Annotated in this window: 10 protein-coding genes; 9 read left to right on the top strand and 1 reads right to left on the bottom strand. The window is 68.2% G+C overall.

Going from position 1 to position 13180, the window contains the following annotated elements:
• Positions 1-13: 13 nt before the first annotated feature.
• Positions 14-1711, bottom strand: a complete 1698-nt coding sequence (locus P7L68_RS08205) for a CHAD domain-containing protein (protein ID WP_372004064.1) — start codon at positions 1709-1711, stop codon at positions 14-16.
• A gap of 361 nt (positions 1712-2072) precedes the next feature.
• Between P7L68_RS08205 and P7L68_RS08200 the strand changes: the two genes are divergently transcribed.
• From P7L68_RS08200 to P7L68_RS08160, 9 genes are all read left to right on the top strand, one after another.
• Complete coding sequence (locus P7L68_RS08200) at positions 2073-3920, top strand: dipeptide ABC transporter ATP-binding protein (protein WP_372004062.1); 1848 nt, start codon at positions 2073-2075, stop codon at positions 3918-3920.
• Positions 3921-4043: 123 nt separating this feature from the next.
• The gene (locus P7L68_RS08195; RefSeq protein ID WP_372004060.1) at positions 4044-5582 is read left to right on the top strand and encodes an ABC transporter substrate-binding protein; all 1539 of its coding nucleotides are present in this window, start codon (positions 4044-4046) and stop codon (positions 5580-5582) included.
• A 249-nt stretch (positions 5583-5831) separates the two neighbouring features.
• Positions 5832-6755, top strand: a complete 924-nt coding sequence (locus tag P7L68_RS08190) for an ABC transporter permease (RefSeq protein WP_345959238.1) — start codon at positions 5832-5834, stop codon at positions 6753-6755.
• Between the two features lie 12 nt (positions 6756-6767).
• Positions 6768-7613: an ABC transporter permease gene (locus P7L68_RS08185; protein ID WP_372004058.1), complete on the top strand. Its 846-nt coding sequence runs from the start codon at positions 6768-6770 to the stop codon at positions 7611-7613.
• A gap of 94 nt (positions 7614-7707) precedes the next feature.
• Positions 7708-9474, top strand: coding sequence for a peptidase M14 (locus tag P7L68_RS08180; RefSeq protein WP_372004056.1), 1767 nt, complete (start codon positions 7708-7710; stop codon positions 9472-9474).
• 131 nt (positions 9475-9605) lie between these two features.
• Positions 9606-10505 (top strand): metal ABC transporter substrate-binding protein, encoded by a 900-nt coding sequence (locus tag P7L68_RS08175; RefSeq protein ID WP_372004054.1) that lies wholly within the window; start codon positions 9606-9608, stop codon positions 10503-10505.
• Between the two features lie 20 nt (positions 10506-10525).
• Positions 10526-11440, top strand: coding sequence for a manganese/iron ABC transporter ATP-binding protein (locus P7L68_RS08170; RefSeq protein ID WP_372004052.1), 915 nt, complete (start codon positions 10526-10528; stop codon positions 11438-11440).
• Positions 11437-12297 carry a metal ABC transporter permease gene (locus tag P7L68_RS08165; protein WP_372004050.1) on the top strand — a complete coding sequence of 287 codons (861 nt, stop codon included), beginning with the start codon at positions 11437-11439 and terminating at the stop codon, positions 12295-12297. Before P7L68_RS08170 ends, P7L68_RS08165 begins: the two co-directional genes overlap by 4 nt.
• On the top strand, positions 12294-13163 hold the full coding sequence (locus tag P7L68_RS08160) for a metal ABC transporter permease (RefSeq protein WP_372004048.1): 870 nt from the start codon (positions 12294-12296) through the stop codon (positions 13161-13163). The genes P7L68_RS08165 and P7L68_RS08160 overlap by 4 nt, the downstream gene beginning before the upstream one ends.
• Positions 13164-13180 lie beyond the last annotated feature (17 nt).

The following is a 13180-nucleotide window of genomic DNA, read 5'->3' as shown; positions in this document are numbered from 1 at the left end:
AATGGAGAGAAGATCAGGACCAGAAGGGGTCGGCATCCTTCACGAAACGTTTCCAGGCACTCACCCCTGTGCGCAAGACTTCGTCCTGCCCTGCCGCATGGGCGCCCGCGATCATGCCGGCGCCGAAGGCGAGCGCCGGCCGCGCCGCCAGCTCTTCCAGCCGGCCGCGGGCAACGGCGATGTCGTTGAGCAGGCCGAGCGAGTCCTGCAGCGCCTTCAGCCGTTTGCCGAAGCGGGTCGCCTGCTTCGGGTCGGTGGCAAGCCCGCCGAAGAACTCGCAGGCATAGCGCAGCTTCTTGACCTGGATGCGCACCTCGTGCCGGGCCTCGGGCGCCAGCTTGCCGAGACCGCGGCCCCGGCGCAGCACCTTGCGCAGCCGCTTGTCGAGCACACGGGCCGCAAAGGCCCCCAGCGGTTCCAGACCGGGCGCCGGGGACAGATGCACTGCCGGCACGAGCTCTTCCTCGGGCGCAGCCGCATCGAGATTGCCGTCGGACAGCGCCAGCCCCGCGAAAGGTTCGGGTGCCACGCCGCCGTCGGCCAGCCAATGCCCGGCCTCGATCCAGGCCCCCAGCACCAGCGGCAGCCGGGCGAAGCGCGGATCGTCGAGCGCTGCGGCAACGGCATCCCACGCCGCCCGCCGGTCGTCTTCCACCGCCCCCCGCAGCGCCGCGAGCGGCCCGGCGCCCAGCAGCTTTTCCGCCTCGGCCAGGGTTTCGCCCACGAAGACATCGGCATCGCGCGCCGGGCCCAGCACCGACATCAGCCAGCCCAGCGCCGCCTTCACGTCACCGGGGGTGAGCAGTGCCGGATCGACACCCGGTGCCAGCGGATCGGCGACGGTCGCCCCGGTCGCCGCACCGAAAATGTCCGTGAAGGTAGAGAGCGCCGATTTGAGCCGTCGCACCGAAACCCGCATCTGGTGCACGCCCTCGGGCAGCCCCGCCCGGACCGCCGGCTCGTTGGCGACCAGCTGGCCGAGACAGGCCCGGGCGATCGCCCGGAACCCCTCGGCCGCGGTCATGTCAGGCGTGAGATCGACCGGTGCGGCCTTTTCCGCCGTCACCTCGTCTGCGGCCGCGGCCCCGGCGATCAGGGCGAAACCACGCTCGGATTTGGGGGGCAGCAAGGGCTGCAGCCGCACCCGGTCCAGCAGGGTGAGCGCCACCAGATAGAGCCGGTCGGGTGTGCCATCCAGCAGGCGGAGTTCAAGTTCGGCGACCGGCAGCCGGTGCTCCGGATCTTCGGCATCGGCGATGCTGCCCTCGTCGATCACCAGTTCGACCGCCCAGCCGGCATCGCCCAGCCGGTGGAGGCTGCGCCGAACCTCGGACACGAAAACCGGTTTCAGCGCGGCGGCGAGTTCGGTCTCGGTGCCCAGCGCCCCCAGCGGCGTGCCGGTCAGCAGCCTGAGATCCGGCCGCTCGTCGGCCACCGCATCCTCGAAGGCATCGCGCCGGATCAGGGCCGAGCCCGCCGGCGGCTCCATCGCGCATTTCACCGATTGCACATGGCGGCGGCCGATGGTGACCACCTTCACCACCGCCCCGCGGGCATGAAGCTGCCGGTCGTCGGTGTCGAAATACACGGCGCTCTGCGACCGGGTCACCGGCTTGGCAAGCCTGAGGTCACGCAGGGCGCGGTGCTGCCGGAGGCCCTTCAGGCCGGCAGGATCGAGGGCGAATTTCAGCCCGAGTTCGACGCGATGCATGGAGGCAGGTTTCCTGTGGTGCCCGAACAATGGGGGAGACGCGCGAGGACAGCCATCGGCACAAGCGGAGGCGCGGGCTGCGAGATCAGGCAGGGACCGCGTGACATGCAGATAAGTATGCCTGCTGCCTGATCTGTCCGCCAGTGCATGCCACCGCGTCCGAGCGTCGCGGCCGGTGGCCGCAGAACGCCCTATATTGGAAAGATGAGACATAACGATGAGAATTTATTGACAAAATGTCGGGAAAACAATTTCGTCAGGGGGAGGTGTCCGATCGGACGCCGGCCAGCACCGCCAGGACGGGGCGGTGCGATGCATCCGACCGGGGCGGGTCAGGATGCCGGGTTTCATGGGAGCACCGATGACGCAACTGAGCCGAGATCACCAGCTCGACGGCCCCCTGCTCGACGTGCGCTCCCTGAGCGTCCGCTTCGGATCGAACCGGGTGGTGGACGACGTCTCCTTTGCCGTGGCGCCCGGACAGACGCTTGCCATCGTGGGGGAAAGCGGATCGGGCAAATCGGTCACCTCGCTCGCGATCATGCGGTTGATCGACCACATGAACGGCACCATCGATCAGGGTGAGATCCGCTTCGGCCAGGGGCGGGATCCGGTCGACATCGCTCGCGCATCCCAGGACGAGATGCGCCGGATCCGCGGCAAGGACGTCGCGATGATCTTCCAGGAGCCGATGACCTCGCTCAACCCGGTCTTCACCATCGGCGACCAGATCGCCGAGGTGCTGATGCTGCACGAGGGTCTGTCGAAATCCCGGGCCCTGGCCGCGGCACAGGAGCTGCTGGAGATGGTGCGCCTGCCGGATGCCGCCGCGATGCTGAAGCGCTATCCGCATCAGCTGTCGGGCGGCATGCGCCAGCGGGTGATGATCGCCATGGCGCTGGCCTGCCGGCCGAAACTGCTGATCGCCGACGAGCCGACCACGGCGCTCGACGTCACCATCCAGGCCCAGATCCTGTCGATCATCCGCGACCTGCAGAAGAAGCTGGGCATGGCGGTGATCTTCATCACCCACGACATGGGCGTGGTGGCAGAGATCGCCGACCGGGTGGTGGTGATGTGGCGCGGCCGCAAGGTCGAGGAAGGCCCGGTCGAAGAGATCTTCGCCCGCCCCGCCCATGCCTATACCCGGGCCCTGCTCTCGGCCGTGCCGGCGCTGGGCTCCATGAGCGGCGAGCCCTTCCCCAAGCGCCTGCCGCTGACGGTGATGGAGGGCGAACAGTCGCGGGTGGTGGGCGTGGAAAGCGTCCAGGACACCGCCCGCTATGATCAGGCGCCGATCCTGAGCCTGCGCGGGCTGGAGGCGCGCTTCGACGTGCGCCGCAACCTGTTCGGCCGGGTCACCCATCGGGTGCATGCGGTGGAGGGCGTCGACCTCGACCTCTGGCCGGGCGAGACCCTGTCGCTGGTGGGCGAAAGCGGCTCGGGCAAGTCGACCATCGGCCGCACCATCCAGCAGCTTCAGGATCCGACCGGCGGCGAGGTGCGGTTCGAAGGCCGGCCGATGTCGGAGATGTCGGCGGGTGAACGCCGGAAGCTGCGCCGCCAGGTGCAGTACGTGTTCCAGGATCCTTTCGCCTCGCTCGACCCGCGCCGCACCATCGGCTTTTCGATCGCCGAGCCGATCACCACACACGGGCTGATCGACGGTGCGAAGGCGATCCGCAGCCGCGTCGCCGAACTGCTGGAACGGGTGGGGCTGAAGCCGGAATTCGCCGACCGCTACCCGCATGAATTCTCGGGCGGGCAGCGCCAGCGGATCTGCATCGCCCGCGCGCTGGCATCGAAGCCGCGGCTGATCATCGCCGACGAGGCGCTGTCGGCACTCGACGTCTCGGTCCAGGCGCAGATCATCAATCTGATGATGGAGCTGCAGGCCGAAGAGGGGCTGGCCTATCTGTTCATCAGCCACGACATGGCGGTGGTGGAAAAGATCAGCCATCGGGTGGCGGTGCTCTATCTGGGCCAGATCGTCGAGATCGGCTCGCGCGCCGCGGTGTTCGAACGCCCGATGCACCCCTATACCCGCAAACTGCTGTCGGCCGTGCCGGTCGCCGATCCGACCCGGCGCCCCGACCGCCCGATGCTCGACGGCGAGATCCCGAGCCCGGTCCGCCGGGTCGGCGATGCGCCCAGGATCCTGCCCCTCAAATCCGTGGCCCCCGACCACAAGGTCGCCGAAACGGCATGAACCGCGCCCGCATCAAGGGCCGGGGCCACGTCCTGACCAGCAGCCGGCCGACCTGACCTGACCGATACGGCCCGGCCGGCCCTGAGGCCAACGTCCACTCGCACTTCCACGCGGAGACGACGCATGAGACATCTTCAGACCACGAAGCGCCTGCTGCTGACGGCAGCGCTGGCAGCGGCCCTGCCCTTCGGGATGGCCGCTTCCGCCACTGCCGCCGGCACGTTGACGCTGTCCTCGCCCCAGGATCCCGGCAGCTGGGACCCGATCGACACCTTCCTGGTCAACTGGTCGTCGGTTGCGACCAATGTCTATGAAGGCCTGGTCTATCGCACGCCCGATCTGAAGATCGTGCCGGCGCTGGCCACCAGCTGGGAGATTCTGGACGAGGGCAAGCGGCTGCGCTTCAAGCTGCGCGACGGCGTCACCTTCCACAATGGCGAGCCCTTCACCGCTCAGGCGGTGAAGTTCACCTTCGACCGCCTGCTGGGCGAGGAAGGCAAGAAGGGTCCGCAGCGTTCCAACTACGCGGTCATCGACCGGGTCAACGTGATCGACGACCACACCGTCGACCTGGTGCTGAAGCAGCCCGATCCGGTGCTGATCACCAAGCTCGCCGGCTATGGCGCGATGATCGTGCCGCCGAAATATACGGCCGAACACGACGAGGCCTATGTCAACGCCCATCCCGTCGGCACCGGCCCGTTCCGCATGACCGCCTATGACCCCAAGGTCTCGGTCACGCTGGAGCCCTTCGCCGACTATTGGGACGGGGCGCCCGCCCTCGACAAGGTCACCTACCGCTTCATCGCCGAGCCTGCGACCGCGGTTGCCGAACTCCAGGCCGGCCGGGTCGACGTGGTGATCCCGCCGACCATCCCGATCTCGATGGTCGACACCATCAAGGCCGATCAGAACCTGAACCTGGTCAGCGTCACCAGCCCGACGGTCTATGCGCTGCGCTTCAACACCCGCGACGGCATCACCGCCGATCCGCGCGTGCGCAAGGCGATGATCATGGCGGTCGATCGCGGCGCGATCATCGATGCGATCCTGGGCGGCCAGGCCAAGCAGATCGCGAGCTTCCAGTCGGAGCTGTCCTTCGGCTACGACCCGAACATGAAGCCGCTGCCCTTCGATCAGACCAAGGCCAAGGAGCTGCTGAAGGACGCCGGCGTGAAGCCGGGTGCCGAGGTGCAGATCGACATCCGCGGCAATGACGCGACCTTCGCCGAGGTGTCGCAGGCGGTCGCCAGCTATCTGGGCATGGTCGGCATCAACGCCACCATCAAGCCCTACGAGACCAATGTGCTGCTGAACGACATCATCCCGCAGGGCAAGACCGGCGCGATGTTCCAGCAGAAATGGGGCGGCTGGACGCTCGACTACGACAACACCGCCTATCTGATGTACCACACCGGCGAGCGCTGGAACCCCTATGACAGCGATCCGAAGCTGGATGCGCTGCTGGAGCGCCAGCGGTCGATGACCGACGTACCGGCGCGTGAGAAGGTGCTGCAGGGCATCGCCGCCTATGCCGCCGACCGCGCCCTGGAAATGCCGCTGTTCACCCTGAACGAAATCTACGGCGTCTCCAAGCGCGTCAAGGGCTTCGTGGCCCCGCCGGACAACCGCATCCGCCTGACCGGCGTGACGGTGGAGTGAGTCGTTAGTTCAGTCCCTCGCCGGGCGGGTGCTCCGCACCCTTGGCCGCCGCCTCAATGGCGGGGGTCTGTGTGGCCCTCGCCGGGCGGGTGCTCCGCACCCTTGGCCGCCGCCTCAATGGCGGCTGGGGCGCGAAGCGCCCGGCAGCTTTCGGGGCAGCACGGCGCCTGACGACAAGTACCATCGCGGATCTGCCGGGCCTTCGGGTCCGGCGGGTCTTTCGTCGATCCATCCTCCGGAGGCTGACCCTTGGCCGGCTTTCTCCTCAAGCGCCTGTTGCAGGCGATCTTCGTCCTCTTCGCCGTGACGCTGACGGTGTCCTTCGCGATCCGCCTGACCGGCGATCCGGCGCTGATGCTGGCGCAGGGGGCGGGCAGCGTCACCCAGGAGGACCTCGACAACATCCGGCAGGCGCTGGGTCTGAACGAGCCCTTCCTGTCGCAATATCTCGATTTCGTCACCGGTCTCGTCACCGGTGATCTGGGCCGCAGCTTCCTGGGCGGCACCTCCGTCTCGCTGCTGGTCTCCAAGGCGCTGCCGGCGACGCTGGCGCTGGCCTTCACCTCAATGATCGTCTCGATCGCGCTGTCCATCCCGCTCGGCATCCATGCCGCGGTCAATCGCGGCCGGCCGGCCGATCAGGTGATCCGCATCCTGTCGCTGACCGGCCTGTCTTTCCCGAATTTCTGGCTGGCGATCATGCTGGTGCTGGTCTTCTCGATCACGCTGCGCTGGCTGCCGCCCTCGGGCATGGACGGGATCCTGAGTTTCGTGATGCCGGCCGTCACCATGGGCATCATCCTGACCGCGACCAATGTCCGCCTGGTGCGCACCGCCATGCTGGAAACGCTCCGCGCCCAGTATGTCCAGGTCGCCCGCGCCAAGGGGTTGAGCGAGAGCAAGGTGCTCTACAAGCACGCGCTCAGGAACTGCGCCATCCCGCTGATCACCTATTTCGGCCTTCAGTTCGGCGGGCTGCTCGGCGGCATCGTGGTCATCGAGCGGGTGTTCAACTGGCCGGGCCTCGGCACGCTCGCCTTCGATGCCGTTGCCGGCCGCGACTATCCGGTGCTGCAGGCGGTGATCACCGTGCTCGCCCTGCTCATCGTTGCCATCAACCTGCTGGTCGACATCGCCTATGGCCTGATCGATCCGCGCATCCGCACCCGCTAGGAGACGAGACCCATGGCACGCGCCCGCACACATAAAAGCGGCCCGCAGCTGGAGCTGGTCCTCGGCCTCCTGCTCGCCGGCGGCATGACCGCCGCGGTGCTGCTCTCGCCGCTGCTCTTCCCCGACGGCGGCGAAAAAATCAACCTGATGGCCCGGCTGACCCTGCCCTTCCAGAGCTGGGCTCATCCGCTCGGCACCGACCCGCTCGGCCGCGACGTGCTCGCCCGGGTGATCACCGGCGGCAAGATCTCGCTGCTGGTCGGCTTCACTTCGGTGGTCGGCGCGGTGGTGATCGGCGTGGTGATGGGCCTGGTCGCCGGCTACTACCGCGGCTTCTGGGACATGGTGGTGATGCGCTTCGCCGATGTGCAGCTGGCCCTGCCCTTCATCCTGCTCGCCATCACCTTCATCGCCATCGTCGGCGGCGGGCTCACCAACACCATCATCCTGCTGATCGCCGCCCAGTGGGTACAGTATGCCCGCCTGGTCCGCGGCTCGGTGCTCTCTCTGGTCGACCGCGAATTCATCCATGCCGCCCGCGCGATCGGGGTGCGCGATGCGAAGATCCTGTTCATCCACCTGCTGCCCAATCTGGCCGGGCCGGTGGTGGTGCTGATGACGCTGAACGTCGCCACCAACATCCTGCTCGAAAGCTCGCTCACCTTCCTCGGGCTGGGGGTCGATCCGACCATCCCCAGCTGGGGCGGCATGCTCGCCGACGGCCGCACCTATCTGCAGAACGCCTGGTGGGTGAGCGTCTTCCCCGGCCTTGCCATCCTGCTGACCGTGCTGGGGCTGAACCTGCTGGGCGACTGGCTGCGCGACCGCCTGGATCCCACCGGCCGCACCCAGGCCTGACCCGAATCTGGCCTGACCCGAATCTGGCCTGACCCGAATCTGGCCTGACCCGAATCTGGCCTGCCCCCTCCCCCACCGTCCCCCGGAGCCGGACATGACGCTGCTCATCGACCAGACCTTCGAGCGCACCCTCGACCGGCTGCTCGCCACCTACGCCACCCCCGACTGGCGGGGCGCCAGCCTGGATGCCTGGCTGTTCGAGGATGCCGGCCAGCGCCGCGCCGCCGAGGCGCGCTTCCGGGCGGCGGGGGTGGATGCCCGGCTGCACCCGGCCTACAAGCCGCTGATCGGCTTCTTCGTCGAGGATGCCCGCGCCGCCGGCCCCTTCGCCCGGGTCGAACTCGGCTATCCGGTGGTGCCGGACGCGGGCGAGAACCGCTTCCGGCTGGAGGCCTATCCCCTGGCCGGCATGATCGGCGATGCCCGGCTGGATCTGGTGCCCGAAGCCGTGGCGGCGGGCGCCATGCCCGCCTACCGGCTGCGGCTGGAAGCGGCCGATGGCAGCCTTACCGACCTCACCCTGCCCGCCCCCAACCATCTGGCGGAAGACCATGTCGGCCAGATGCGGCTGTCGCCCACCGGCTGGCTGAAGCTTGCCCATCCCGACGGCCGGCGGATCGACCAGCGGCTGGAAACCGATTACGAGGCCCTCTTTCACCGCGCCATGGCGGTGATCGCGGCCTGGGACTGGGGGGCGGACGAGCCCTTCTTCGAAACCCTGGAGATCCGCGTCGATCTGCCGGGCCAGGATACCCGCCTGCCGGTCGGCGAAGAGGTGATCAGCCTGCACGAGGCGCTGCACGAGGAGCTGTATTTCTCGCTGCTGGAACATTTCCAGCGCCATTCCGGCCGGCCGATCGGCGCCCGCGACCTTCAGCCCGGCCGGATCCTGCCCGACATACGCGGCTCCGACGGGTCCGTGCGCCTCAGGATCGAGACCCGGCCACTGGATACCGGCGAGGCTGACTGGCCCGACCAGCCGCTGCACGAGGCCGAAGCCCCCTTCGGCATGGCCCGGCTCCGCGCCGAACTCGACCGGATCGGCGGCGAGGTCTTCGTCGCCGGATCCCGCGCAGGCCGGCCTGTGCTCGCCCGGCATCGCCGGGGCAGCGATCATCCGGTGATGATCAGCGGCGGCCAGCACGCCAACGAGGTCTCGGGCGTCGCCGGGGCGATCCGTGCCGCCGCCCTGCTCGCCGCCCGACCGACCGCGCATTTCACCATCGCCCCGGTCGAGAACCCCGACGGCTATGCCATGCACCGGCAGCTGACGCAGAGCCAGCCCCGCCATATGCATCATGCGGCGCGCTATACGGCGCTGGGCGACGATCTGGAATATCGCAAGCAGACGGGGCGCGGCCAGACCGGGCCGCTCTACGAGGCCGCAATCCGCGCCGAGGCGCGGGCGCGGACCGGCGCCGATCTTCATCTCAACCTGCACGGCTATCCGTCCCATGAATGGACCCGGCCGCTGACCGGCTATGTGCCGCGCGGTTTCGAGATGTGGACGGTGCCCAAGGGCTTCTTCCTGATCCTGCGCCATCATCCGGGCTGGGAAGAGCGTGCCCGCCGGCTGCTGACCCGGGTGACCGCCGAACTCGCCCGCCTGCCCGAACTGGCGGCGCTCAACGCCCGACAGATCGCGCTCTACGAAATCCATGCCGGCCGGCTGGGTTTCGAGGTCATCGACGGCTTCCCCTGCATGGTCTCGGAACAGCCGGCACAGGTGCCCGCCGTCACGCTGATCACCGAATATCCCGACGAAACCGTCTATGGCGATGCCTTCCGGCTGGCCCATGAGGCCCAGGCCCGGGCGGTGCTGGCCGCCTATGATGCCTGGCAGGAGATTGCGGGGGCATAAGCCCCCGCCCTTCGCGGCAGGTCGCCCTTCGGGGCAGATGCACATCATATTTTAAGAATAATTCTAACTTGCAAATCCCGGAGAGAGGCGTAGATCTGAGAATGCGTATCATTCTCTGATGAGGCCTCGCCATGGGCACGCGCCCCCTCGCCGCCGTTCTGGTCATCCTTCTGATGCTGGGCACCGTCGCCCAGCCGGCACGTGCCGCGGAAAAGCTGAAGGTTCTGACGACCTTCACGGTGATCGCCGACATCGCCGCCAATGTCGCCGGCGAAGCGGCGGAGGTGGTCTCGATCACCAGACCCGGCGCCGACATCCACAATTACAGCCCGACCCCCGGCGATATCCGCCGGGCGATGGGGGCCGGTCTGGTGCTGCGCAACGGGCTGAACCTCGAACTCTGGTTCGAGAAGTTCCTGCGCAATCTGGGGGATGTGCCGTCGGTGACCGTCTCCGACGGGATCGCCCCGATCGGCATCACCGAGGGGCCCTATGAGGGCAAGCCCAACCCCCATGCCTGGATGTCGCCCGACGCGGCGAAGATCTATGTCGCCAATATCCGCGACGCCTTGTCGGCCGCCGATCCGGTCCATGCCGGAACCTATGCCGCGAATGCGGCGGCCTATATGGCCCGGATCGATGCGGTGGCGGCCCCGATCCGCGAAAGGCTGGCGGCCCTGCCCGCGGACCGGCGCTGGCTTGTGACCAGCGAGGGCGCCTTTTCCTATCTCGCCCGCGACTTCGGCCTCAAAGAGGTCTGGCTCTGGCCGATCAACGCCGATGGTCAGGGGACACCCCGGCAGGTCCGTCGGGTGATCGACACGGTGCGTGAACATGGGATTCCGGTGGTCTTCTCGGAAAGCACCGTCTCACCCGATCCCGCCCGTCAGGTGGCGCGAGAGACCGGCGCGCGCTATGGCGGCGTACTCTATGTCGATTCGCTGACCGACTCCGGCGGACCGGTGCCCACCTATCTGGACCTGCTTCGCGTCACCGCCGGCCGCATCGCCGACGAACTCTCCCGTCCCTGATCCGACAGGATGCCCGTGCGATGAACTTCCCCTTCCCGCGCACCGCCGCGCGTGCCCGCGACCGGTTTCCGGTGACCACCGCCGGCCTTGAGGTCGAGGGCGTGACCGTCACCTATCGCAACGGCCTCACCGCGCTCCATGATGCCGGCTTCCGCATCCCCACCGGCAGCATCACCGCGCTGGTCGGCGTCAACGGTGCCGGCAAGTCGACGCTGTTCAAGGCGATCATGGGGCTGGTCCGGCCGCGAGCCGGGCGGATCAGCATCCTCGGCCGGCCGGCTTCAGAGGCACTCAAGGCCAATCTGGTCGCCTATGTGCCGCAGAGCGAGGAGGTCGACTGGACCTTTCCGGTGCTGGTCGAGGACGTGGTGATGATGGGCCGCTATAGCCATATGGGGCCGATGCGCCGGGCGAAACCGCGGGACCATGCCGCCGTCGCGGCCGCACTCGAACGGGTGGGCATGACCGGTCTGCGCCGCCGCCAGATCGGCGAATTGTCGGGCGGGCAGAAGAAGCGGGTCTTCCTGGCCCGCGCCATCGCCCAGGATGCCCGGGTCATCCTGCTCGACGAGCCCATGACCGGGGTGGATGTCGGCACCGAAGACCAGATCATCGCCCTGCTCGAAGCCCTGCGCGACGAGGGCCGGGTGATGCTGGTCTCCACCCATAATCTGGGCAGCGTGCCCGAATTCTGCGACCGCTGCGTGCTGGTCAGGGGAACCGTCCTGGCGGCAGGCCCCACGGCCGACGTCTTCACCCGCCGCAATCTGGAAGCGGCGTTCGGCGGCGCGCTCCGTCATGTGGTGCTGGAAGCGGCCAGTGCCGATGGCCGGTCGCTGGGCGTGATCACCGATGACGAGCGGCCGCTGCTGCTGCGTGGCGGCCGCGCCGCCACCCGCCGCGACGGCTCAGGGGATGTGGAGGTGCCGCGATGACCGCCCTGCTCGCCCCTTTCGCCTATGACTACATGGTCAACGCGATCTGGGTCTCGGCCCTGGTCGGCGGGGTCTGCGGCCTGCTCTCCTGCTATCTGATGCTGAAAGGCTGGTCGCTGATCGGCGATGCGCTCTCCCACGCCATCGTGCCGGGGGTGGCCGGCGCGTACATGATCGGCCTGCCCTTCTCGCTGGGGGCCTTCCTGGCCGGCGGGCTCGCGGCCGGCGCGATGCTGTTCATCCGCCGCCGCAGCCGCCTGAAAGAAGATGCGGTGATCGGGCTGATCTTTTCCGCCTTCTTCGGGCTCGGCCTGTTCATGGTCTCGGTCTCGCCGGTCCCGGTGGATGTGCAGGCGATCGTGCTCGGCAACATCCTGGCGGTGACGCCCGACGACACGCTCCAGCTGGTGCTGATCTCAGCCGTCACGCTTGCCGTGCTGGCCGTGACCTGGAAGGACCTGATGGTGGTGTTCTTCGACGAGGTCCATGCCCGCTCGATCGGGCTTGCGGTCACCCGGCTCAAGCTCGTCTTCTTCACCCTGCTCGCCGCCGCCACCGTGGCGGCACTCCAGACCGTCGGCGCCTTCCTGGTGATCTCGCTGGTGGTGGCGCCGGGCGCGACGGCCTTCCTGCTCACCGACCGCTTCCCAAGGCTGCTGATCATCGCCGCCCTGATCGGGTCCCTCACCAGCCTGATCGGCGCCTATGCCAGCTATTTCCTGGACGGCGCCACCGGCGGGATCATCGTGGTGCTGCAGACCCTGGTCTTTCTGGCCGCCTTCCTGTCCGCCCCCCGCCACGGGCTGATCGCCGCCCGGCGGCGCCGGATGTCGTCTGCCCGAGGGGATGCCGCATGACCGCGATCGATGCCCTGATCGGCCCCTTCCGCTTCGGCTTCATGGCCGATGCCCTGGTCATCTCTCTGCTGGTGGCGGTGCCGGCGGCGCTGCTCTCCTGCTTTCTGGTGCTGAAAGGCTGGTCGCTGCTGGGGGATGCCATCTCCCATGCCGTGCTGCCGGGGGTGGTCGTCTCCTACGCGCTGGGTCTGCCCTATGTCGCAGGTGCCTTTGCCGCCGGCATGGCCTGTGCCGCGGGCACCGGCTATATCCGCGAACATTCGCGGGTGAAGCCCGACACCGTGATGGGCGTGGTCTATTCGGGCATGTTCGGCGCGGGGCTGGTGCTCCATGTCTGGATCCGCCCGGATGTGCATCTGGACCATATCCTGTTCGGCGACATGCTGGGCGTCGCGCGTGCCGACATCCTGCTTGCGGCGGCGATCGCGCTGGTGACGACCGGGGCGATCGTCGTCAGGTGGCGCGACCTGCAGCTTCATGCCTTCGACCCGGTGCAGGCACGGGCGGTCGGGTTGCCGACCCGGTTCCTGCATTACGGCCTGCTCTGCCTGATCTCGGCCACCGTGGTCGGCGCCCTGGCCGCCGTCGGCATCATTCTGGTGATCGCCCTGCTGATCGCCCCCGGTGCCATTGCGCTGCTCGTCACCCGCAGCCTTGGGCGGATGCTGCTGGTGGCCGTGGCGGTGGCGGCCGCCGCCTCGGTCGCGGGGCTGCTTGCCGCCTTCTACATCGATGCGGCGCCGGCCCCGACCATCGTGCTGCTGCTGGCGGCCGGCTTCGTGGCGGCCTTCACGATATCCGGTCAACGGGCGGCGATGGCAGCACGCGGCCGGCATGGCGCAGATCACGGCATACGGCTATCGTGAACATCCCGCGGCCCGCC

This window comes from Tistrella mobilis (genome assembly GCF_041468085.1).
Classification (GTDB): Bacteria; Pseudomonadota; Alphaproteobacteria; order Tistrellales; family Tistrellaceae; genus Tistrella; species Tistrella mobilis_A.
This window is presented reverse-complemented; position numbering and strand designations above follow the sequence as displayed.